Below are 23,784 nucleotides of genomic sequence, written 5' to 3'. Positions count from 1 at the left end.
GTACACCTGTAAAGGCGGTGCGAACCAAACTCTTTGATTTCGGATTGGGATAAATTTTATGAAAGTTTAGTGTATCCATTGGGTACGGTTTCGAAGCTGGCTTGTGTAATACATAGGGCAAAGTCTGTGCTAAGAAGAGGAGTGAGCCATTTCAGCGGCGCTAAAGTTTATGATATTTTTCTTTAACCCGTAGCAGATGAGCTCAGAAAGGCAGGTTGACATCCTTGGGTGGGATCTTGCGATTTTGGCCATTATCCTGTGTTTTTTATGGTTGACAATGAGTTTATCAAGCTCTGGATCCCGTTTCTTGTTGTAAACAATTTCTTTACCAACCGCCTCTCCTGATACCATGGCAGGGTAAATACCTTCCCCAGTAAGCGCAGAGGCAAGGCCTGCAGCATCGCCCACAAGGAATGTATTGCCGAATTGATAGCCTACAAAGTCATAGTTAATACGCTCAGCGGTCAGACCTTTAGCGGGCAGGCATAATTTTTGTGCTGTGGCCCAGCGCATAAGAGATTTTTTGAGGAATAAGGCGCCGACTGATTTGGAATCCGCATAGGCCCCAATTGAAGCCCGGTTGTTGTGAGGAAAGATCCAGGCGTAACCGCTGCCAAAAAGGCTACTGTTGAGGTGCCACTCCATCTTTGAAAAGTTACCTTCCACCATGTAGTTGATGCCGACACCAAAGTCTCTTACGGGATAGCCAAGATGTTTCCGGACAACAGATGAGGAACCGTCGGCCCCCACGAGTGTGCCATAAGTTATGACTTCAGAGGTTCTACTGGAGCGATCCACCATCGTAACGGTACGATCAGAAATAGTTGTAACCTGCCAATTTGATTTTATATGGGCGCCGGCTCTTAGAGCATTTTCCAGCATTAACTGTCCCAGGGTTTCCCTGTTTACCGTTGCTATAATAGGATTTTTTTCAGTAATAGTCAGTTGTTGATATTTGCTGAAAATATACTGCCTTGTAAAGCTTTTCTCAGAAATATCATTAAGTTTATTTATAAGACCGTTCCAGGTTATTCCACCGGCGCAGACCTTATAGCCGATTCGGTTCTTTCGTTCGATTACAAGGGTCCTGGCGCCATTTTCTGCAGTAACTTTGGCGCAGGCCAGACCTGCCGGTCCGGCACCTACAATAACGACATCATAAAAAGTCATTTTTGAAATTCTATCAATGGTTGGTTTGACTGGTGGAGTGAGATTGTGCTGCCGAGGTATAACAAAAAAACCTGCCGACTGCAATCAAAGGCAGTGGCAGGTTGTGGTTTTTACGGAAAATGGCAACTCAGCCTTCTGTTAACGCAGCCAATAGATATTCTCGGTTGAGGCGGGCAATATTGCGGATGGAAATACCTTTAGGACAGACAGCCTCGCATTCCTTGGCGTTGGTACAATTACCAAAACCTTCCTTATCCATCTGCTCCACCATTGCAAGAGCGCGTTGTTTGCGCTCTACCTGTCCTTGAGGGAGAAGAGCAAGCTGCGAGATCTTTGCACTGGTAAAAAGCATCGCAGCACCGTTTGGACAACTGGCAACGCAGGCACCACAGCCGATACAGGCTGCAGCATCCATTGCAAGTTCTGCTTTCTGGGAAGAAATCGGGATGGCATTGCCATCTATGGTGCCACCGGTATTGACTGAAACATAACCACCTGCCTGAATGATCCGGTCTAAGGCTGATCTGTCAATGAGCAGATCTTTTTTAATCGGGTAGGCTCTGGAGCGGAAAGGCTCGATAACAATTGAATCGCCATCTTTGAAATGACGCATATGGAGCTGGCAGAGTGTTACCTCTTTTTCAGGGCCATGGGCAACGCCATCTACTATGGCGCCGCACATTCCACAGATACCTTCACGGCAATCATGGTCAAAGGCAACAGGATCTTTGCTCTCTTTTGTGAGTTTTTCATTGAGAACATCGAGCATTTCCAGAAAGGACATGTCGGTGTTCACATTGTCAAGAGTATAGGTCTCCAACCGCCCGAGTGCGTCACTGTTTTGTTGGCGCCAGATTTTTAAAGTCAAGTTAATGCTGCTCATTTTGTATATACCTTCAGAGTTCAGTTTAAAGTCTCTATGCTCAACGGATAACGGGGGTTAGCACCTTATTTATAACTTCTTTGGGAAGGAGTTACATTTTCAAAGGAAAGAGGCTCAATGTGCAGTTTGGGTTCTGCGTCTTCTCCGGAGTATTCCCACACTGATACATGGGAATATTTTTTATCATCCCTCTTGGCTTCATTTTCTTCGGTCTGGCTTTCTTCACGGAGATGGCAGCCACAGGATTCCTCCCGGGTAAGAGCATCCCGTATCATGATTTCAGCAAATTCGAGGAAGTCAGCAACTCTTCCTGCTCTTTCCAGGGACTGGTTAATTTCTTTAGTGTCTCCTGGTATATAAACGTAATCCCAAAATTTCTGCTTAATGGCGGGGAGTTCTTTAAGAGCTTTTTCCAGGTCTTCCTTGTTCCGTGCCATTCCACAGTTATCCCACATCAGTTTTCCGAGTTCTTTGTGGATTTCGTCCACTGTGAATTTTCCGGCAGGTCCACCGGAACTATTTTTGAGCAATTTGGCAATGCGATCTTCCACGGAACGCTTGGAGTCAATGAACGCCTGGTCATGGACACTAATATTATCGAGTTTATTCGTCCCAAGGTAATGGGCAACGGAAGTGGCGATAATGAAATAACCATCGGCAAGGCCCTGCATCAGTGCACTGGCACCCAGTCGGTTTGCACCATGATCAGAGAAGTTACACTCCCCAATAGCAAAAAGACCGGGAATGTTGGTCATCAGATCATAATCCACCCAAAGTCCACCCATGGTATAGTGAACGGCTGGATAAATCATCATAGGCTCTTTCATTGGATCACTGTCAGTAATCTTCTGGTACATCTGAAAGAGATTGCCATATTTTTTGAAAATAGTAGCCTCGCCATCTCTTTTAATGGCATCGGCAAAGTCAAGATAGACAGCAAGTCTTGTGCTCCCAACACCTTTACCTAAATCACACTGCTCTTTGGCGTTACGGGAGGCAACGTCTCGAGGTACGAGATTACCAAAGCTTGGATATTTATTTTCAAGGTAATAATCTCTTTCCTCTTCTGGGATATCGGCAGGAAGTCTAGTGTCCCCCTGTTTTTTTGGTACCCAGACCCGGCCGTCATTTCTCAGACTTTCACTCATTAAAGTCAGCTTTGACTGATAATCACCGTGGACAGGGATGCAGGTAGGATGGATCTGTACAAAGGAAGGATTAGCAAATCCTGCACCTTTTTTATGAGCTCTCCAGGCAGCTGTAACATTTGAGGCCATAGCGTTGGTGGAGAGAAAATAAACATTACCGTATCCGCCCGTGGCCAGGATGACGACATCGGCTTCATGGGATTCAATCTCACCGGTAATGATGTTTCGAACAGTGATACCCCGTGCTCGTCCATCAGCCACGACGACATCCATCATCTCCCGACGATTAAACATCTTTACCCGGCCAGCGTGGATTTGTCTGGAAAGTGCACCATAGGCTCCAAGAAGAAGCTGTTGTCCGGTTTGTCCACGGGCATAAAAGGTCCTGGAAACCTGAGCGCCACCAAAGGATCGATTAGCCAGGGTTCCACCATATTCCCGGGCAAACGGGACACCCTGAGCAACACACTGATCTATAATTTCAGTACTGACCTGGGCCAGGCGGTAGACATTGGCTTCTCTTGCACGGAAATCGCCGCCTTTTATAGTGTCATAGAAGAGACGGAAAACCGAATCGCCATCATTTTGATAGTTTTTAGCAGCATTTATTCCTCCCTGGGCTGCGATGGAGTGGGCTCGTCTCGGACTGTCCTGAATGCAGAACGCCTTAACAGTATAGCCCTGTTCCGCAAGCGTGGCAGCGGCCGAGCCACCAGCAAGACCTGTTCCAACGACGATGGCAGTATATTTTCGACGGTTGGCAGGATTTACAAGTTTGTTGGAGAAGCGATGTGTATCCCATTTTTTTTCCAGAGGGCCGGCTGGTACGCGTGCATTTAGTTCCATGTTTTTAAAACCTTAGCTAGATTCTATATAATATTTTTTCTGTGGTTAGCTCATTTTCAAAAAGGACTGTTCGCTAGTAATGAGCGCCAAGTCCGGTCATGAAATAGAGTGCGACTCCACCAAAAATTAACAGAAAAAACAGCGGAATTCCTAGGGTCAACCTGGAAATCAACGTATTGTATCTTGGATGATTGATTCCAAACGTTTGCAGCATACTCCAGAACCCGTGGCTTAAATGGATGGTAAGTGCAACAAAGGCAAAAATGTAAAACAGTGCATAAAAAAAGTTTCCAAGTAACTCTTTAACTGTTACTGAAATCTGCACATCTTTTGGAGAGAAGGTAAAACCGAATATGTGAACAAAGAGAAAGAGCAGAACGATAAGCCCTGTATATGGCATGGTCTCGGAGGCAAAAGAATTTTTTACAACCCTTGTCGTGACCTCATATCGTGAATGACTGACCTTGCGATTCTCAAAAAAGAGATACAGGCCTGCTACGATATGGCAGAGAAAAATCAATAAAAGTGAAAAACTGAAAACGAGTACTATGAGTGGATGGCTATGCAGTTCGTCCGCATAGCTTTGAAACACATCGCTACTCATGAAAATGGTAGCGTTTCCTGCAGCATGGGTGATTAAAAAGAGAACTAACAGCAGCCCAGTGGCCGCCATTATAAGTTTCTTACCAATTGAAGAGCTTAATAACCTGACAAACCACATAAGTACACCTCGGTGAAAAATTATGAGTTAATGTTAGTTGCAAATTAGCCTGATAATATAAAAAATTATTAAAAATGAAAGAAAAAATTTGGTTTTTTATCAGGACAATTTTCCACCATCTTACTTTTAGGTTGTTATTTTAAAAAAGAGAATATCTAATGTGTTGATATGACAAAGGAAAAGAAAAACATGGAAGTGTTATCAATAATATTTGACCTGGACGGAACTCTTCTTGATACTATCGACGGTTTGAGTGATACAGTCAACGAGGTGATGCAAGACTTTAATTTTCCGGAACATAGTCGCGCTGCGTATAAAAACTTCATAGGCAATGGTCTAAATAAACTCATTGAGCGCGCAGTTCCACAAGGCACCTCGACCGAAACTATAGAGCAATGTTGCAATGCCTTTAAGAGATTGTATGCAAAAAGCTGGAAGAGTAACTGTTGTCCTTATGCTGGGATTAATGATATGTTGGCTGAGCTACAAAAAAGAAGAGTCAATCTCGCTGTGCTCTCAAATAAACCACATGAGTTTACAAAACTTTTTGTTGAAGAATATTTTCCAGGTAATATTTTTCAGGCCGTGTTTGGTCAAAGGGAGGGGTTTGGTAAAAAACCCGACCCGGCTGTGGCTATTGAGATTGCAAATATGTTACAAGTGAATACCCATAAGATCCTCTTTGTCGGTGATTCCGGTGTCGATATTCAGACAGGAAAAAACGCCCAAATGAAAACTGCAGGCGTAAGTTGGGGATTTCGTCCTGTTGAAGAACTGCTAGAAAATGCCCCTGATTTAATCATTAACCATCCTCTTGAACTACTAGACTATGTCACAGCTACCCGTTGAATTACTTGAATACACAAAATATATAGCCCCTCCTGTTGTTGGAGCTTTCATAGGTTATGTAACCAACCGTATTGCAATTAAAATGCTTTTCAGGCCACTTAATCCCTGGAAAATAGCAGGCTTACGAATACCCATGACTCCCGGGGTCATTCCTTCCAAAAGAAGCGAGCTCGCTAAGAATATGGGGGAAGTCGTTGGCGACCATCTTCTTACCAGCGAAGAAATAGGAAAAGGTCTGCAGCAGCAGGCTTTTCAGGAACATCTTTATAATGTTATTGACGGCAGGGTTAAGGGAGTCCTTGCAAAAGATCTTGGCAATATCACTGAAATAGTGCCTGAAAAGTTTAAAGCGTATCTTGATATGGGGGCCCGCGCGGTGACCTATCAGGTCAAAGGCCAGCTCCGCACTTTTATTGACTCTGAACAATTTGAAAAGATAGTTGCAGAAGCGGTAGGGGATCGCCTTGATGCTTTTCTTAAAAAAGAAATTGGGTTGATTATTCCAGCGGATAAACGAGAGGCTGTCTATGGCTTTATTGAAGAGAATATAGCCCGGATGTTTGACAGTGAACCGATGGCGCAATGGGTTGAAGATTTTGTTCATCAAAAAGTATATTCCGTCCTGCAGGAGGAAAAATCTCTTGCAGAAGTTATCCCTATCTCCGTTCAGGAGTTGCTGCTTGATTCGGTTGAAAAACAGATCCCATCGTTTTTGACAAAAATCGCCACAATAGTAAGTGAACCCTCCGTCCGTGACAGAGTCGTTGCCGGAACATGTGCGGGAGTTGATAAGTTTATTGATTCCCTTGGCGGCATGGCTGATATGGTTCGGGGATTTATGCGGATTGAGACCGTAGAAGAAAAGATTCGGGAATATCTTATTGAAAAAAATGACGATATCGTTGCCTGGCTGGAGTCTGAAGAGGTCCAGAAAAAGGTTGTTGTCATTTTACGGGAGCGAAGCCAGAATTTCATAAACAAGCCCATCGTAGAATGGGTAAAGACGGAAAATGAAGAAGTCGTTCGAGATTTCTGTAAACAATGCACAATCCAGATACTCCTGCTGATCCGCAGTAAAGAGGTGTCTACTGTTTTGGCATCGATGATCAAATCAAATTTTGAAAACCATATAGACTCAGGTGGATTGTCGACTGGGGTAGTTCTTGACAAGCTTCTTGGTAATGAAAGTGCTGCTGGCACTAAAACATGGTTTGTGAAGGAAACGCGTCAGTTATTGCAATCCGAACACACCAAGACAACAATCGATGCGTTGATTGACTCACTCGCAAGTGGTCTTTTGCATAAAAGGCTTGGTCGAGTTGGGCTGTATATCCCGGCGGGGGTGCGGGAAGGTATCTCAAAATCTTTCCAAAAAATTGCCTCAGAGGTGCTCGCCTCAGAGGTCCCTGGTCTCGTTTATTCGCTGAATATTCGAAAAATTGTGACAGAAAAAGTGAACTCTCTCGATCTTTTAAAACTCGAAGGTCTGCTGCTGTCAATAATGGAAGAACAGTTTAAATATATCAATCTCTTTGGTGGTCTCTTGGGTTTTGTTATTGGTTGTCTCAATCTGTTTTTCCTTTATGCTGGCTGAGCTGAGAAACAAGAGGTGAGATCTCCGATTATCTGTGCTGTTCTGCGGGAACATTCATTTGCCACATGAAAATACTAACACTACAAGGGCATGATGGAACATCTGAGTTTGATGTATTTCTACGGTCGGTTTCAACTAAACTTGAAGCTGCGATATGTAAGAAATTTCAGGCGTATGCTGAGCTCAATGACGTTAATACAAGCAACAGCTTGAAAATCCTGAACCCCAGAATCTGGGGTTATAAAGGCACCATCTATAAGCTTCGTGTGGATTGCGGTAAAGAGTCAGCCCGAGTATTGTTTGCAAAAACGCAGGATAACGATATCGTGTTGTTGCATGGGTTTATAAAAAAAACACGAAAAACGCCAAGCAAAGATGCAAAAATCTCTATGACAAATCTTGAGCGGTTAAAACATGGCGCAGAAGTAAGCGAGGTAGTGCTGCCAAGGTCGTTGCTTTAACCACTTTAATCCAGGTCTTTATTCAGGGAAAAAATCTTTGCTGAGGCACCACTACAGGTCCGGTGAACGGATGCATCAAATTTTATTGCCTTGATTGTCGACTTTAATCAAGTAGTTTATTCCCTTGGAAATGGAGAGTATTTTATTACCCTCAAAAACTACTCTGACAGTTCCACAACTGTTGACCGAAGTGATTTTGCCAATTCCCCATTGAGATCTTGTTCGATGACGGACATTTTCCCCGGTATTTAAGCTGTATTTCATTGTGTTCCCCTGATTAATTATTTTGTTTTATATGCAGATATGTAAAACCGCTGCATTCATATTGTGAGAGCCTGCACTCTTTTTCTTTAAATGGCTTGAGTTCATTGTAGAGGATCTGAACTCAAATCCTTTCCCCAGATACCAACGGAAAAGGTTGTTCATGGTTACAGAGCGCGATAGAACGAATAGAGGCTGTATCAGCCGATGTTGCCAGCCAGCAATATGCAGCGGTTTGTTGACGAAAATAATGCGATTTCTGTAATCGCTGTTAAGACAGAGTGCCCCGGAGGGAAGGAAAGAGATGTTTGTCTACCCCGAAACATCCGATCTTTTTATGGCGTTGATCACAACCCTTCGCAGCTGATGATTGGATCCTGCAATGCGTCCTGCAGTGCTATGAGTCTGCTCCGCTCGCTTCTGGGCTTCGTCTGGTTTTTGGTGGTCTTTTTAGAATTGTAATTTGTGTTCGTTGAGATCTTGGTTTTTCGAGAATGGGTTTCACGAACTGTTGCTGCACTTGTGTTATTTTGCATTATTTCTCCATGCTAATTTTTATATGAGTTGATGTGGTTGCCCTATCTATGCAAAAGATAAGGCAACCACACCTGTACAGATTATAAGAACTGTCAATCTTGATTTTTTGGTTCATTTAAGGGTGTTCCTCCTTTTTTGATCAAATAGAAAAACCTGACCGTGTGAAGAAGCAAACCAAACCAAATGTCGAATTATTCCAATCAGCAGGCCAAGATTTACCGGCAGGCTGATGGGCAGGGCAAATATAGGTGAAAAAGCCAACTTTGGTATTTATTGCAAACACAAACGATGGAACTACTGAAACGAGAAGTGGATCGCGGAATGTAGAAAAGGTCGCCTCTTCGCTGCGTGGACTTGTATAAACTAGACCATAATTGCATATTACACAAGCTTTGTTTTTTTATGACATATTATCAGTGGGTTACAGTAGGTGATGATTGCTCACCTATCCTGGGTACCCAATGATGTTAGGCTGAAGCTTAGTGATGCAATACAATATTGTATGGATCTATGCGTTAGGCAGTGAGGGCTGTCCCAATTGTTCTGCTATTGCTGCAACACATTCATCGGTGGAAAGAGGTGAAGAGTAAAGACCGCAAGCCTTGCTCAGTTGCATTGTCTGAGGATGGAGAAGCCCGCTTTCTGTCATCAGGTCGGTTTGTTCAAAGAGATCTCTGAGTTTTCCGTCAAACACTTTTTTTCCGGCTGACAGAGATATTGCTCTCAGGATGTTTTCTGCGACAAAATCCATGTCATGGGAAATGACCAGAACTGTCTTGTTTTCTGACTGCAGTTTTTTCAGCGTGTTGATGAGCAGTGACATCTCATAGGAGTCCAGCCCTGCAGTCGGTTCGTCGAACACGAGAATGGGAGTATCCATCGCCACAATGGAGGCCATGGCAATTCTTTTACGCTCACTATAACCAAAATCATGGGGATTTTTTTTCTCAAAAGAGGTCAATTCAAAAAGTGCTAATGCCTCTTGTACAAGTGTCGTCGTCTTTTTTTTGTCATACCCTAGATTTTGTGGGCCAAAACAAACTTCATCCCATACTGTTTGTTTGCAGATCTGGTCGTCCGGATTTTGAAAGAGCAGGGCGACCTGGCTTGCCAGTTCTGCTGTTCTACTTGTTGCGGTATCCTTGTTGGCAACGAGGATTCTGCCCTTGGTCGGTTTCAGCAAACCGTTCAGGTGCTTTACAAGAGTTGATTTCCCTGAACCGTTATGGCCTGTCAGGGCAACACATTCGCCTGCAGAGATCTCAAAAGAGATATTTTGCAATGCCATAAGAGAGTCGTTGTAAGCAAATGTTAGGTCTTCAGCACAAATAATCATGTGTCTTCCTCCGCAGGGAGAGTCCGTCCACTGTTTCGGCCAGTGATGCAGGTAATGTCAGCTTATCAGGCCATAATCCTTTCTGCTGCAGTACCTGAGCTACCTGGGTATACCGGGTATGTTTGAGTTTAAGGTCAGGGAGCATCGCTGAAGTGAGCACTTCCCTTGGAATGCCGTCAAGCACAAGCTTTGCTCTGTCGAATGCCAGAACCCTGTCAGCGTAGGTAGCAATCAGATCCAGTCGCTGCTCGGCGATGATAATCGTCTTTCCCTGCTGCTGCAACTTTCGCAGGATTTCAAAGACCAGTTTTGCCCCTTGCGGGTCGAGAAAGGTCGTCGGTTCATCCAGGACGATAATGGCCGGGTCAACCGCCAAAACAGTTGCCAGGGCAAGGCGTTGCTGCTGGCCTCCTGAAAGATGGAAGGGTGATCGTGTTGCCTGCTCCTCAAGACCAAAGAGAGCGAGTACGGTCTGGACCCGCTCCAGCATCTGTTCCCTTGGAACGCCCCGGTTCTCAAGTCCGAAGGCAACTTCCTCGAAAACGGTATAGCGTACTCCGGACATCTGACTGCCGGGTATCTGGAGAACCAGTCCGAGGTGACGGGCAATTTCACTTACCGTCCTGTCCTTGTTGTCCTGTCCGTCAATGAGTACCCGCCCCTTCATATGACCGTTATAGAGATGAGGTATAACCCCGGCAAATGCATAACATAAAGTTGATTTTCCACTGTTGTTTGCGCCTGTGACTGCGACAAATTCACCTCTGTTGATTTTGATCGACACCTCATGTAGAGCAGGAGACTCCGATCCGGGATAAAGATAGGTGAGGTGATCTGTTTCAAGCTGGATCATGTTTTATCCTAACCCGTGTAAAAGAAGAACAACTGCTGCGATTGCCAGCATCAGCCATCTGCAAAAACGCTGCAATGCCGAGTCGGAGAGTTTCCGCAGCGATGTTTTTATGGAAGTGGATTTAAAACCGCGGACCTCGAGGGCAATAGAACGCTGTTCCACCTCAACGATGGCCCCGAGAACCAATGGAAGAAGTAGGGGAGCAAGGCTGAGAAAACGTCTGAACATATTTCCATCTACATCAAGGCCCCTGGCACGCTGGGCTGCCTGGATGGTTTCAATCCGTTCTCTCATGGATGCCAGTAACAGTAGCGGACTGCCGAGGAGATAAGCCAGTGATGGTGATCTACAGGTGTGGGATAATGCGGTAATGAGATCCGCAGGATGGGTGGAAAAAACGAAAAGGAAGGAGGCTATTAAAACCACGGTCAGTTTTGTCAGGGTCGAGATGGCAAATAGCAGACCTTCCTGATAGACGATCATTCCATGGAACTCAAGAAGTACGGTCCTGTTGCCGGGAAACAAAAAACTGTGAATGGGAATCATGAAGAGCAACAGTGGCAGTATCACACGTAGCAAAGCTTTGGCTGTATCTTTCAGGAGGCCTCCGGAGGCGGTAATAACTGCATTACAAAAGAGTAACAAGCAGATATATAACAAAGAAGATGGTCCTCCATAAGCGGCCACACCGGTCAACAGAATATAGGAAAGTTTGGTTAAGGGGTGTAATCTCTGGAGCCACGAGTCTTTATCTATAAAGAGTGTAGCCGTCGTTTTGTTGGGCGCCATCTTCTGTTGGTTCAGCATAAGGTTATGTTATTGTGATACTTTCTGCGGAACCCTGTTCACCGCTTATTGTGTTATCAGGCACTAACAACGTTTTTTGCCCGGGGCAATCTGGTTGTGGTGCGCAAAGGCAGGGCTTTGACGATACCCCAGGCAAGTACTGCCGTGATAACTTTATCAATGAGATTTGCGGTGAAGACACTGATCACAACAGAACCAAACAGATCTTTACCAAGAGCCAGCATGTAGGATGTGATGAAATCGGCACCAGAACCGGTAATTCCACCAAACATATAGAGTCTGATGGGTACAGCGACAATAGCGTTAAAAACGGTAATGATCACACCACTGATCATTGCCAGCCACCAGGTCTTGAATAGCCCGTATTTTGCGCACAGGCCAGCAGCTATACCTATTGCCATTGCGACAGGGGAAAAGGCCGCGGCCACGGGTGAGGATATCATACCCCAGATAAGGTTTGTAAGTAGCCCTGTCAGACCACCGGCCCAGGGGCCAGCCAGGAGACCAACAAGCACCGTTCCGATTGAATCAAGAAAAATTGGAAGTTTGAGCATTGAGACTAATTGCCCACCAACGATATTGATAACAATGGCAATGGACATCAGCACCACCGTTGTCGTGGTGAAATCTTCTTTAAAACGCCGGTTGAGACTCATAATTCAGACTCCTTTTTGTTGGGTTGGGGTATGACTTCAAGTTCGGGGTATCCTGTCTGGGGATCAAATGTCCTCAGGAATAAACTATCCGCGATAATGCCAATGACAATCTCAGCGGTTGTGTAGATCCTGCATCCCTCGAGCAAATGGGCGCCGTAAGCTGTACCCTTTTCATCGGCGATGGCGATGTGATAATGAGATCCATGTTGTGACATAACTCCGGTGAGTGAAACGATTTCGAAATGACCGTCAAATCTTGTTGAATTTTCCTGGTTGGCAAATCGCAGTACAGCGGTTGTCAAACTACCAACACAGGTGAGGATACAGGCCGCTTTAATCTGCTGGTTTTCAATCAGTTGATCAAGTTCATGCTTGAGATCCTGACCTGGGTGGAGTCTGAGAGATAATGTTTCCATAAAAAGGTATGTTTTTAATGTGTTGTCGGTGGCTTGTAATTGCTACTCAGGCGAACATGATCTTGTATACTCAAGAATATTCTCCAGAGCAAATTGGAATATCTTATGTGTGCTGGCGGAATTATCAGCAGAATCGATACGTATGAATCGGGCGAAGGTGAATACCTGTGCAAATGGTTTGATATATGCCGGGAGCTGATTAATTTTATACTCAAATTACCAATTATCTGTGACCGTGAATTATTGTGATTGCAGGTTACTGAAGTAATCTGAAAATGTGATATCTAAAAAGCAATGAAACATCGCGCGAAAGGAGTTGACTCTCATGGCCTTACCAATTTACCTCGACTATAATGGTACAACACCCCACGCCCCCGAAGTGATTGAGGCCATGTTGCCTTTTTTAAAAAGTGAATTTGGCAATCCTTCCAGCAGTCATTGGTTTGGTATCGCCCCGAAACGGGCAGTCATGGGCGCACGCACCCAGGTTGCCGAGCTTCTGGGTTGCATGACAGGGGAGGTTCTTTTCACCAGTGGAGGAACGGAATCCAATAATCAGGCTCTGAGAAGTTTTTGGGGAAAAAGGGATCCTGAAAGAAGTCACCTGATTACCTCAAGTATCGAACATCCAGCGATCCTTGAAGTGTGCCGCTTTATGGAGACTTGCGGTTGTGCAGTCACCGTTGTTCCTGTTGATGCAGACGGATTAGTCAGTCTTTCAGATGTGGAGGCTGCTATTCGGCCTGACACTCTTCTGATTTCCATAATGCACGCCAATAACGAGGTAGGTACAATCCAGCCAATTGCAGAGATTGCACAACTTGCGCGTCGGCACGGTATTTTAATGCACACCGACGCGGCACAGTCTATTGGCAAGATTCCATTTTGTGTTGATGATTTAGGCGTCGATCTTCTTTCTGTTGCAGGGCATAAAATCTATGCCCCAAAAGGGGTTGGAGCACTGTATATCCGGGATGGTATTGAAAGTGGAGTCTTCTGCCACGGTGCGGGCCAGGAGAATGGTCGACGGGCAGGAACTGAAAATGTGCTTGGAATTGTAGGACTTGGTAAAGCCTGCGAACTGGCGGCAACAGAGCTGAAAAGCACTACTCATCGGTTAGAGGAGATGCGCGATAGATTGGAAAATGGCTTAGCTGCTAGTCTTACCGACCTTCGTTTTAATGGTCACCGAAAACTCCGTCTGCCGAACACCTGTAGTGTCTCGTTTTTCGATCTGGAGGCAAACCGTCTTCTTGAGGAGATTGGCCTTGATGTCGCTGCTTCTGCAGGGGCGGCCTGTCACGCAGATCATGTGGAGGTTTCCCATGTCTTGAAAGCCATGCAGGTGCCGGAGCAATGGGCGAAGGGGACCCTGCGTTTCACCACAGGAAGGTACACCACAGTTGCAGAGATTGACCGAGCCCTTGAGAGTATTGTCGCCGCAGTAAAACGTCTGCGTCGTTAGAAAATTTCTTACTCTTTTTGGTTTTCTTGAGAAACTGTCTTGGTCTCTCTAACGGTTTTACATGTCGGGATCTGAGAGAGAACTGTATGCCTCATAATTGCCGGCGAACCAATCTGCATAGAGTCTGTTTGTTTTATGTAATAATATCAGAAACTACTTCCATTTCTCAGAAATTTTCCTCAAGGAAATACCCCATAGGACGATCCTATTGAACGCGAGCGACCTATAGAAAGTAACTATTGGAAAAGAGGTATTGCATATGCTAGTCAGAAACATTGTACAAAGAGGCCTGTGTATACCTTTAATCAATACAATTCTGGGAGAAACTATGCTGAAGCTAAGTAAAATTTTCACTGCCGGTATGTTGTGTCTGTTGATGACGACCATTGCGTATAGTAATGATCTTGATGCCTTTGTCGGTCAAAAAGGCATTCTCAAAATTGCAGGTGGTACTGCCCATATCCCTGTGATGAAAGCGGCCGCCGAGCTGATCATGACCAGCAATCCTGATATTCGTATCACAATTGCAGGTGGTGGTACGGGTGTTGGAATTAAACAGGTCGGAGAGGGGTTAGTTGAGATTGGTAACGCCGGACGTAAAGCTACCGATGAAGAAATTGCAACCTATAACCTGTCAATGGTAAAGTGGGCGATTGATGGGGTCGGGGCTGTCGTTAACCCCAAAAATAGTGTCACTGCTCTTACTGCAAGCCAGCTGCAGGATATCTTTGCCGGCAAGATTGTGAATTGGAAGGAAGTTGGCGGTGAGGACCGGGAGATCAATATTTATGATAGGGATTCTGCAAGCGGAACCCGCGAGGTTTTCTGGAAAAAAGCCTTGAATAGTGGTGATGTAGCCAAAAAAGCCAATGTGGTTGTTTCCAACGGTGCCATGAAAACTGCCATTGCAGGTGATCCATACAGTATTGGTTATGTGTCAGTTGGTCATATTGATGCCACTGTTTCCCCTGTAGCCCTTGATGGGGTTGTACCCAATCTTGAAAACACCAAAAGCGGCAGCTATGGTGTAGCCCGAGGTCTCTATAGCCTGACCAAAGGCGAACCCGCCGGTCTTGCTCAATCCTTCCTCGATTTTCTTCTCAGTCCGACCGGACAGCAAATTGCAAAGGATAAAGGCTTTGTTGGAGTGAAGTGAAAATCCATTCCGGACTTCCTGTTCATCTCTTTCGTCTGGCTGCGCTTGGTTGCGGTTTTTTAACCATCGCTGTCTTTATGATGATGCTATATCTTGGCTGGCCGCTGTTAACAAGCGGCCAGTTTTTTGTCCTTCTCAGCCAGAATTGGCTGCCTGAACAAAATATTTATGGCATTTATCCGATGCTGACCGGCAGCATTGCCATTGCCATTCTCTCCCTGTGCCTGAGTCTGCCGATAAGTCTTGGCACCGCATTCGTTGCCGCAACTCTTGCACCGCCAAAGTTTAGAAAACTTGTGATGATCATGGTCAGATTCATGGCTGGAATACCGACTGTCATCTATGGCTTTGTTGCGGTATTCCTCCTTGTGCCTTTTATGCGTGAGCAACTCGCCGGCGGTTCCGGATTAAATATCCTGACGGCGTCCCTGGTTCTTGCACTGCTGATTGCGCCAACTATGATTGTCTTTTTTGTTAATGGACTTGGCAACGTCGATAAGAGCTATTGTCTTGCAGTGGATGCCATGGGGGGGCGACCGATACAGAAACTCCTGTATCTGCAGTTACCGCAGGCCTGGCCGACGATTATTGCGGGTATCATTATGGGTTTTGGCAGGGCAATGGGAGACACTCTGATCAGTCTTATGCTGGCTGGAAACAGTATAGCCGTACCCCACAGTGTCGTTGACTCCGGGCGGACCCTGACCGCTCATATCGCGTTGGTTATCGCAGCAGACTTTGCCAGCATGGAATTCAAGTCAATTTTTGCCTGTGGCCTTGTCCTTTATGGTTTTTCGGTGATTGTGGTTATACTTCTTCGCTATGTGACTACGGTGCTCTTGAGGCCACAGTCATGAGAAGGATCATTGAAAAAACCGTATTTGGTGTATCCTGGGTAAGTGTTTTTCTGTTGGTTACCGCACTTTTTTTTATGTTGGCTTACCTCATGCATCGTGGCTCTGGTGTTCTTGGTAAAGGATTAATATTTGGTAACGTTTCACCAATTGATGCCTTGCTGCTTAAAAGACAGGTTTTTAATGGATTGTTTCCTGCTGTGATGGGAACCTTTGCTCTGGTTCTGCTTGCTGTGGCCTTCGCGGTGCCGGTAGGTTTAGCTGCTGGAATTTATATGGCAGAATATTGTCATGGCTGGATACGGCAAGTATTAACCGTGCTTTTTGATATCCTTGCAGGACTGCCATCAATTGTCGTTGGTCTTGCGGGCTTTTCCTTCACTATCATCCTGCACCGGGCCTTTCCTGGCCGTTTGGGGCCATGTTTGCTGATCTCCTCCCTGGCTATCGGTTTTCTTATTCTGCCGTATCTTATCAGGAGCACGCAGATGGCCCTCGAATCTGTTTCACTCTCTTTGCGTCTTACTGCACCGGCCCTTGGAGCAACGCGACTGCAAAACATCCGCTATGTGCTTTTACCAACAAGGCTGCCGGATATTCTGAGTGGTGTTATTCTTGCCATAGGACGTGCAGCTGAGGATACCGCGGTGATTATGCTGACAGGAGTTGTTGCTTCCGCAGGTCTGCCACGATCGATTTTTGAACAATTTGAGGCACTGCCGTTCTACATCTATTATATTTCGTCGCAATATACCAACCCCGAGGAATTGCAGATGGGTTTTGGGGCTGCCATCCTTCTTCTGACGGTTTGCGCTGTTCTGTTTCTCAGCGCTTTTCTTATTGAGCAGGCCATTTCCTGGCGGCTCAGGAGATATTAATCCAGTGCAAGACAATACAAAGATATTTACTGAAGGTGTACGTTTTTCCTACCAGAATAAGGTAGTCCTTGAGGATATAAATCTATCCTTACCAGAAAACAACATTATTGCGGTAACAGGTCCATCAGGAACGGGGAAATCGACATTCCTCTCTATTTTTAACCGTTTATGGGAAGAAAATGGTGGAGGGGACTGTGAAGGGCAGGTCATGGTTCGATTTAACGAAAAAATGGTGAACATTTACGGTACAGAGATTCCTGTCGCCCAGTTGAGACGTTTAATCGGAATGGTTTTTCAGGCTCCCAATCCACTGCCAATGACAGTCTTTAAAAATATTGCTTTCCCGTTCATACTTCAGGGTGGGATGAAGAAAGAAGAAATGGCGGAAAAAGTTGAAATAATGCTGAGAAGAGTGCATCTGTTTGATGAGGTAAAAGATCGCCTGACCAGTGACGCGCGGAATCTCTCTGGAGGGCAGCAGCAAAGGTTGTGCATTGCCAGGACTCTGATATCCGACCCGGAGATTATCCTTCTCGATGAACCAACCTCGTCCCTTGACGGGAAGGCGTGTGAAAAAATTGAGGAGCTTATCAGGGAGTTAAGAGAGAACTGCACTCTGCTGCTGGTTTCACACTATCAGGACCAGGTACAGCGGCTTGCCGACCAGGTCTACGAATTGGAAAACCGGAGACTTCGTCGTGTTTCTTAACCTGTATATATAAACACCACAACTGCAGCTCGTCTGCCTGGCTTGCCAGACAAGAGCTGGTTATTTACCCAAGTCCGCTAACCACTATAGATTCAAAGCATTAAACCAGACTCGTCAAGATCACTTCAAAACACCTCGTCCCATTTGCGAAAAAAAGCCCATTATATATTTAACCAAGCTAAAATTGCGTGCTGCCGGGAGATGGATCCAGAAAATCGAGTGTTACAGATACCTGCCTGCAGATGATTGCTACAATAAATCTCGGAAAGCAGGTATTATTTATATTTATCCACCCAACAATGTATCTTTGAAGGATTGAAGAAATAATTGAATGATGGTGTGGGGCCTGGAGCGCTTGACGTCTGTGCAAGGAAGTTCTGCGAGACTGTGATAGAAGACCGGGAATAATTTATGGAAATACTACAGGTTGAAGGTCGGAGTTAACAGTGGGGTCTGGCAGCATCGGAAAAAAGAGAATTGTTAAATGGATTGTGGTGGTTTTCTCGTTGGGTTTTATTCTCACCTTATCTGTTGGTGGGTATTTTCTTAAAAAGGGTGTCCACTTTGAGGAGTTGAGCTTTGGCGGTATAACTCTGTCTCAGAGTTTTCTTATCTGGGACGATAAACTTGAGCTCGATATTGCTGATGTTTCTCTGAAAGCAAAAGACCCATCCTCTCCCCGGCATTTAGAAAAACACGCAACCCAGTTCATCGGCAAAGCCGTTGAGTTCAGTCCTTTCCTGATACAGCTGTTTCGAAAGTTCCACATCAACAGTCTGGTCATAGATGGGGCGACCTTTGAGATTGATCTGTATAGAGAGGCTGATAATTCTCAAATTTTCTCTGTGCAATCAGAAAATATTATTTTTAATGCAGAGCTGATTTTTGAAAAAGAAAGCCTTCGTTTGAAGAATGTCGACGCAGCCAGTACACGTTTCAACGCTGAAATCTCGGGTAATATGCTCTTGGATGGACGACAAGGGGAATTGTCCGGAGACCTCTCAGTTCTTCTTCATAAAAGATTTCCTGTGCAGGTCAGTTTTATTGCAGATGAACACAAGGTTACTTTTTCTGGGCAAGAGGCAGGAGAGATTACGGAAATTAATTCTCTCGTGGATCTGTTTGCCTTAGATCATGAAATTCAACGCTGGATTACTGATTATCTCAAAGGGAGTCGCTACCACCTGAAATCATTAAGGGGTAGTATCCCATGGAACAAGCCGGAAGATATCCTTGGTACTCTTGAAGCAGAAGTAAGAGTTGATGATACTCAATACACCTTTGCCCCAGGGTTGGAGGCCATAAAGGCCAGTTCTACCACGGTGAGGTTTAAAGACGGCATACTTCAAATTTTACCCCATGGGGCAACGTTTTACGGTCAGGATTGTGGCAGTAGCAAGGTCGATATCAACTTTAACAATCCTGAGAATATTGTTCTTACCGCCTATATTAAGACCACAGCCGTTGCAAACGATGATATCCTGAACCTTCTCAATTACTATGAAATTCCACTGCCGTTCAAACAGATAGGTGGGACGACCGCAACCGATCTGCAACTCGCCATTGTACTGAATACCGAACAACTCGAGGCAAAAGGCGTTTTTGATATTAAAGAGGGTATGTTCGCCTGGGGCGGTGAAAAGTATGGGGTGCGAGATGCTCATATCCAATTGACGGACTCAGAGGTTACGATCGACCGTCTGAAGGTCAGCTATGAAGATGTCATAACAGCGCAGGTTTCAGGAACAGTTCACACAAGGGAAAATGCTGGTGATCTGGATATAGCCCTAGAGATGTTGAACCTGAAGTTAGGAGAATCCACGCTTACAATTGATGAGCGCGACCCGCTGCGTGGTGCCTATCATTTTGATCCAAAAGGCCAGGTATTTGATGCCCGGTCCTCTTCCTGGCTCCTGGATTCATTGGAGTTGAAGCTCGGTGCATTTCGGGCTCCTATCAACGAGAAAGACCTGTCAATACAGCTAGACAAGGTGGATTTAGGCATACCGCCAGGAATAAGTTCAGAAATATCAGGCCATTATTCAATTAAAAACAGACAAGCAGATTTCACCTGTAAGCTCCTTCAATATCATACCGGGGATCTGGAATTAATCACTTCTGCGCTTGCAGTTGACATTCAGTACGACCAGGGCCTTATTATCAACACCAGTGAGACTGCAGAGTGGGAGCTGAGTAAAATGCCGGTCACTCTCTTTCCCTCTCGGTTTAAATATAGCGATGATATCTTTTCTGTTGTTTCCAGCAGGATAAGCTACGGGCGCTTTTTTGACAGTTATCTTGCCGGATTCTTTAACAGAAAGGAGGGCAGCGGCCGATTTTCCCTGCAGAAAATCGACGTGACCAATCCGGATCTTGAGGAAAGGCTCACTCTTGGTCAAAATGTGGATCTGGAGGTCAGTGGAGAAGGGGGGAACTATCTGGTTTTCTTCCCGCTTTTTAATTTGCAGATCACTACAGATGCAGAAAAAAACTGGTCTGCCAAATTTGGTGACCTTTCAGCGGTGTACAGTCGGTCCAAAATCCTGCAGAAATATAAGATCAAGGAGGGGAGTCTGGAGCTGTCTTCGATTAACGGGAAACGGCCATACAGCATTTCGGCAAATGTCAAAGCCCCGTTCTCATTGCTGGTTCAAGACGGTATACCGATAGAGAATCTGAGTATCAACGGTCAGCTGTCAGATACAGGCACCTTTGCAGAGATCAATAACGACCTTGTGCTTGAATATGTTGACAATACCCTACGTCTCAGGTCTCAAAAACTGGGATACAATATTTCTGCAATACAAAAGATGTTAAAGACACTGGAGGAGCCTCCCCAGGCTCAGACAGATACGGAAAAAAATGAAACTCCAGCTCAACCAATTTTTCTTTCTCTTGAGGCCAGTGATAGTCAGTTGTACCTCGGGCCAAACAGTCGGATCCTGGCAGACTCCATCAAAGTAGAACGTATCAACGGCAAGTTTCAAATGGACCTTGTTCATGGCCCAGGGAAGATATCACTGGAATTAGAAGATGGTACTTTTCTTTTAAACGGTACAGGTCTCGACGATAGATTTATGGGTGCCCTTATTGAAAATTCAAATTTTCAGGGTGGTGCAATGTCAGTGACAGCCAAGGGAGACGTCGATGAGTTTTCCGCTATATTAGAGATTAAGAATACACGTTTACGTCAGCTGACTACTGTCAATAATGTCATGGCTTTTCTCGATACAATTCCAGCTCTGGTGACGCTTTCGCTACCCGAATATAACCTGAAAGGGCTTCCCATAGATTCAGTGCTGGCCGGAATACTCTTCAAAGATAAGGTCGCCACAGTCCAGTCACTTGAAATACTTTCTCCTGCGTTGCATGCAGAGGGGATGGGATCGATAAATTTTGCAGACCAGACGATTGATATGGATGTCAATCTTAAAACCCAGGCAGGTAAAAATATAGGTAAAATTCCCATTGTCGGATATCTGCTTGCCGGGAAAAATGAGGATGAATCCCTTAGCTTGAAAATCACAGGTGAGCTCAATGATCCGCAGGTGGACTATTCTGTGCTGAAAAATATTGTTGTTTATCCGGCTGAACTTCTTTACCGCACATTGAAATTACCGTTTCATCTTGGAGGAAAAATACTCAACTCGCCAGCTGAAGAAAAAAAGAGCCCTTAAAAAAAAGAATACGTTTGAATATGCAGGCGATATAGAATCTCTGGAAAATACCCGCGACAAGTATTGTGGTCTTTTTCTGCTGATAAGCTTTACATGGATACAAAAAAACGCAGCGTTTCAGATTGATTTGAAACGCTGCGTTCTGGCTGGCAGATTTTTTTCAGGTATTCTTTCTGATTTTTATAAGTAGTTTTTCCTGACAATCTACCTCAATAAATACGTTTTACTTTACCTGTCCTTGGTCGCTGTCTCGTCTATTTGAGGTCGAAGCGGTCAAGGTTCATCACCTTGTTCCAGGCTGCAACAAAGTCATTGATAAACTTTTCCTGGGCATCTGAACTTGCATAGACTTCTGACAGAGCACGTAACTCGGAGTGGGAGCCAAAGACCAGATCCACCCGGGTCCCTGTCCATCTTGGCTCACCTGTCACGCGATCACTGCCTTCAAAGAGGTCCTTATCCTCAGAACTTGGTTTCCACTTTGTCCCCATATCAAGCAGGTTCACAAAAAAATCATTGGTGAGCGTTCCTGGCCGCTTGGTGAACACACCGTGTTGAGTACCACCAAAGTTGGCGTTCAGGACACGCATGCCACCCAGGAGAACGGTCATCTCAGGTGGTGTCAGGGTGAGCAGTTGTGCACGATCAACCAGCAACTCTTCTGCAGACACTGTGTATTTGGTCTTCTGGTAGTTTCTGAAACCATCGGCTTCCGGTTCCATGGGCTGAAAAGACAGGATGTCGGTCTGCTCCTGCGAAGCGTCCATGCGGCCGGGGGTGAAGGGAACCTTCACGGGATGGCCAGCATCTTTTGCGGCTTGTTCAATCGCTGCGCACCCGGCAAGTACAATCAGGTCAGCCATGGAGACTGTCTTGCCAAAATCAGCTTTTATAGCTTCAAGAGTTTTTAAAACTTTGGCGAGTTGTTCCGGCTGATTGATACTCCAATCTTTCTGCGGTGCCAGACGTATGCGGGCTCCATTGGCTCCGCCGCGCATGTCGGAACCACGAAAAGTTGCAGCAGATGACCAGGCCGTTGAAACCAGTTCGGAAATGGATAAGCCGGATCCAAGAATCTTCGTCTTCAATGCGGCAATATCACTCTCATTGACCAACTCATGATCGACTTCAGGGATCGGGTCTTGCCAGATAAGTGTTTCCTCTGAAACCTCAGGGCCGAGATAACGGACACGGGGCCCCATGTCACGGTGGGTCAGTTTGAACCATGCCCTGGCAAAGGCGTCTGCGAACTCTTCGGGGTTTTGATGGAAACGACGTGCAATCGGCTCATAGATTGGGTCCATCCTCATGGCCATGTCGGCGGTGGTCATCATGATGGGAACCCGTTTTTTCGGGTCATGGGCGGCCGGGGCTAGATTTTTATCCGTTGCCTCTTTTGGTGTCCACTGCTGAGCGCCCGCCGGGCTTTTGGTCAGTACCCAGTCATTGCCAAAGAGCATGTCCAGATATTTCATGTCCCATTTAGTCGGCGTAGGATTCCAGGCGCCTTCCAGACCACTGCCGATCTGATCGCCACCTTTACCGGTGCCATGACTGCATATCCAGCCAAGCCCCTGCTCCTCCAATCCGGCAGCTTCCGGCTCAGGCCCAACCAGCGCCGGGTCACCTGCACCGTGGCATTTGCCGAAGGTGTGCCCTCCGGCTGTCAGTGCCACCGTTTCCTCGTCGTTCATTGCCATTCGTGCAAAAGTCTCACGCACATCACGACCTGATGCAATTGGATCGGGGTTACCATCCGGACCTTCAGGGTTTACATAGATAAGACCCATCTGTACGGCAGCTAAGGGGTTTTCCAGATCACGTTCCCCGCTATAACGGCTTTTCGGGTTATCGCTTGTGGCGAGCCATTCATCCTCGGCACCCCAGTAGATATCTTTTTCGGGTTCCCAGATGTCTTCACGACCACCGGCAAAACCAAAGGTCTTAAAGCCCATTGACTCCAGGGCAACGTTCCCCGTCAGAATTAACAGATCGGCCCAGGATATTTTTCGCCCATATTTTTGTTTTATGGGCCAGAGCAACCTGCGCGCCTTGTCCAGGTTGACGTTGTCCGGCCAACTGTTCACCGGGGCAAAACGTTGATTTCCTGTTCCTGCACCACCCCGTCCGTCGCTGGTGCGATAGGTGCCGGCACTATGCCAGGCCATCCTGATAAAAAAAGGGCCATAGTGACCGTAGTCCGCTGGCCACCAGTCCTGTGAATCCGTCATCAGCTTATGTAGATCTTTTTTTACAGCTGCAAGGTCAAGACTTTTGAATTCTTCAGCATAGTTAAAATTCTCACCCATAGGGTTAGATTTTGGGCAATGCTGGCGGAGCATGTCAAGACTCAATTGGTTGGGCCACCAGTCACGATTGGACCTGCTGGCCGCGCCACTTTTACTTGATGCTCCTGTTACCGGGCATTTCATTTCACTCATAAAGCCACCTCCCTTTCTGTTTGAAGTTGAATCGTCCAACTCTCCTGTAAACCCAGGAAGGTCAGA

General features: G+C 45.8%; 21 protein-coding genes. 9 read left to right on the top strand and 12 right to left on the bottom strand.

What is annotated here, in order from left to right:
* Nucleotides 1-129: 129 nt before the first annotated feature.
* The 4 genes from FCL48_RS10110 to FCL48_RS10095 form a co-directional block, all read right to left on the bottom strand.
* A complete protein-coding gene (locus FCL48_RS10110; RefSeq protein ID WP_256374286.1) occupies nt 130-1,254 on the bottom strand; it encodes an NAD(P)/FAD-dependent oxidoreductase in 1,125 nt (374 codons plus the stop codon).
* A 43-nt stretch (nt 1,255-1,297) separates the two neighbouring features.
* On the bottom strand, nt 1,298-2,053 hold the full coding sequence (locus tag FCL48_RS10105; RefSeq protein WP_136872158.1) for a succinate dehydrogenase/fumarate reductase iron-sulfur subunit: 756 nt from the start codon (nt 2,051-2,053) through the stop codon (nt 1,298-1,300).
* A gap of 65 nt (nt 2,054-2,118) precedes the next feature.
* Nucleotides 2,119-4,047, bottom strand: coding sequence for a fumarate reductase/succinate dehydrogenase flavoprotein subunit (locus tag FCL48_RS10100; RefSeq protein ID WP_136872157.1), 1,929 nt, complete (start codon nt 4,045-4,047; stop codon nt 2,119-2,121).
* 73 nt (nt 4,048-4,120) lie between these two features.
* Nucleotides 4,121-4,768, bottom strand: coding sequence for a succinate dehydrogenase cytochrome b subunit (locus tag FCL48_RS10095; protein WP_136872156.1), 648 nt, complete (start codon nt 4,766-4,768; stop codon nt 4,121-4,123).
* Nucleotides 4,769-4,936: 168 nt separating this feature from the next.
* Here FCL48_RS10095 and FCL48_RS10090 point away from each other — a divergent pair, with 168 nt between their 5' ends.
* The 3 genes from FCL48_RS10090 to FCL48_RS10080 all read left to right on the top strand — a co-directional run bounded on the left by FCL48_RS10090 (nt 4,937) and on the right by FCL48_RS10080 (nt 7,672).
* Entirely contained in the window at nt 4,937-5,617 is a 681-nt protein-coding gene (locus FCL48_RS10090; RefSeq protein ID WP_136872155.1) for an HAD family hydrolase, read from the top strand.
* Complete coding sequence (locus tag FCL48_RS10085; protein ID WP_136872154.1) at nt 5,598-7,211, top strand: DUF445 family protein; 1,614 nt, start codon at nt 5,598-5,600, stop codon at nt 7,209-7,211. Before FCL48_RS10090 ends, FCL48_RS10085 begins: the two co-directional genes overlap by 20 nt.
* A gap of 65 nt (nt 7,212-7,276) precedes the next feature.
* Nucleotides 7,277-7,672: a type II toxin-antitoxin system RelE/ParE family toxin gene (locus tag FCL48_RS10080; protein ID WP_136872153.1), complete on the top strand. Its 396-nt coding sequence runs from the start codon at nt 7,277-7,279 to the stop codon at nt 7,670-7,672.
* A 75-nt stretch (nt 7,673-7,747) separates the two neighbouring features.
* On the opposite strand, the gene FCL48_RS10075 is transcribed toward FCL48_RS10080, so the two are convergent.
* The 7 genes from FCL48_RS10075 to FCL48_RS10045 all read right to left on the bottom strand — a co-directional run bounded on the left by FCL48_RS10075 (nt 7,748) and on the right by FCL48_RS10045 (nt 12,538).
* The gene (locus tag FCL48_RS10075) at nt 7,748-7,936 is read right to left on the bottom strand and encodes a DUF3553 domain-containing protein (protein ID WP_136872152.1); all 189 of its coding nucleotides are present in this window, start codon (nt 7,934-7,936) and stop codon (nt 7,748-7,750) included.
* A gap of 344 nt (nt 7,937-8,280) precedes the next feature.
* Nucleotides 8,281-8,469, bottom strand: coding sequence for a hypothetical protein (locus FCL48_RS10070; protein ID WP_136872151.1), 189 nt, complete (start codon nt 8,467-8,469; stop codon nt 8,281-8,283).
* 509 nt (nt 8,470-8,978) lie between these two features.
* Nucleotides 8,979-9,806 carry an energy-coupling factor ABC transporter ATP-binding protein gene (locus FCL48_RS10065; RefSeq protein ID WP_136872150.1) on the bottom strand — a complete coding sequence of 276 codons (828 nt, stop codon included), beginning with the start codon at nt 9,804-9,806 and terminating at the stop codon, nt 8,979-8,981.
* Nucleotides 9,790-10,659 (bottom strand): energy-coupling factor ABC transporter ATP-binding protein, encoded by an 870-nt coding sequence (locus FCL48_RS10060; protein ID WP_136872149.1) that lies wholly within the window; start codon nt 10,657-10,659, stop codon nt 9,790-9,792. The genes FCL48_RS10065 and FCL48_RS10060 overlap by 17 nt, the downstream gene beginning before the upstream one ends.
* A 3-nt stretch (nt 10,660-10,662) precedes the next feature.
* Complete coding sequence (locus tag FCL48_RS10055; RefSeq protein WP_240744810.1) at nt 10,663-11,466, bottom strand: energy-coupling factor transporter transmembrane protein EcfT; 804 nt, start codon at nt 11,464-11,466, stop codon at nt 10,663-10,665.
* Nucleotides 11,467-11,522: 56 nt separating this feature from the next.
* Nucleotides 11,523-12,122: an ECF transporter S component gene (locus FCL48_RS10050; protein ID WP_136872148.1), complete on the bottom strand. Its 600-nt coding sequence runs from the start codon at nt 12,120-12,122 to the stop codon at nt 11,523-11,525.
* A complete protein-coding gene (locus FCL48_RS10045; protein ID WP_136872147.1) occupies nt 12,119-12,538 on the bottom strand; it encodes a PPC domain-containing DNA-binding protein in 420 nt (139 codons plus the stop codon). Before FCL48_RS10045 ends, FCL48_RS10050 begins: the two co-directional genes overlap by 4 nt.
* Before the next feature lie 325 nt (nt 12,539-12,863).
* Between FCL48_RS10045 and FCL48_RS10040 the strand changes: the two genes are divergently transcribed.
* The 6 genes from FCL48_RS10040 (at nt 12,864) to FCL48_RS10015 (ending at nt 21,277) form a co-directional block, all read left to right on the top strand.
* Entirely contained in the window at nt 12,864-14,003 is a 1,140-nt protein-coding gene (locus FCL48_RS10040) for a cysteine desulfurase family protein (protein ID WP_136872146.1), read from the top strand.
* Nucleotides 14,004-14,331: 328 nt separating this feature from the next.
* Entirely contained in the window at nt 14,332-15,159 is an 828-nt protein-coding gene (locus FCL48_RS10035) for a phosphate ABC transporter substrate-binding protein (protein WP_136872145.1), read from the top strand.
* Nucleotides 15,156-16,016: a PstC family ABC transporter permease gene (locus FCL48_RS10030; protein ID WP_240744809.1), complete on the top strand. Its 861-nt coding sequence runs from the start codon at nt 15,156-15,158 to the stop codon at nt 16,014-16,016. Before FCL48_RS10035 ends, FCL48_RS10030 begins: the two co-directional genes overlap by 4 nt.
* Nucleotides 16,013-16,891 carry a PstA family ABC transporter permease gene (locus FCL48_RS10025; RefSeq protein ID WP_136872144.1) on the top strand — a complete coding sequence of 293 codons (879 nt, stop codon included), beginning with the start codon at nt 16,013-16,015 and terminating at the stop codon, nt 16,889-16,891. Before FCL48_RS10030 ends, FCL48_RS10025 begins: the two co-directional genes overlap by 4 nt.
* A 4-nt stretch (nt 16,892-16,895) precedes the next feature.
* Nucleotides 16,896-17,600 carry a phosphate ABC transporter ATP-binding protein gene (locus FCL48_RS10020; protein ID WP_136872143.1) on the top strand — a complete coding sequence of 235 codons (705 nt, stop codon included), beginning with the start codon at nt 16,896-16,898 and terminating at the stop codon, nt 17,598-17,600.
* 446 nt (nt 17,601-18,046) lie between these two features.
* Entirely contained in the window at nt 18,047-21,277 is a 3,231-nt protein-coding gene (locus tag FCL48_RS10015) for an AsmA-like C-terminal domain-containing protein (RefSeq protein ID WP_136872142.1), read from the top strand.
* A gap of 254 nt (nt 21,278-21,531) precedes the next feature.
* On the opposite strand, the gene katG is transcribed toward FCL48_RS10015, so the two are convergent.
* Entirely contained in the window at nt 21,532-23,718 is a 2,187-nt protein-coding gene (katG, locus tag FCL48_RS10010) for a catalase/peroxidase HPI (protein ID WP_136872141.1), read from the bottom strand.
* Nucleotides 23,719-23,784: the final 66 nt, after the last annotated feature.

Source organism: Desulforhopalus sp. IMCC35007 (assembly GCF_005116575.1).
GTDB lineage: Bacteria > Desulfobacterota > Desulfobulbia > Desulfobulbales > Desulfocapsaceae > Desulforhopalus_A.
The sequence above is the reverse complement of the archived record's forward strand: the minus strand, read 5'-3'. Positions and strand labels throughout refer to the sequence as shown.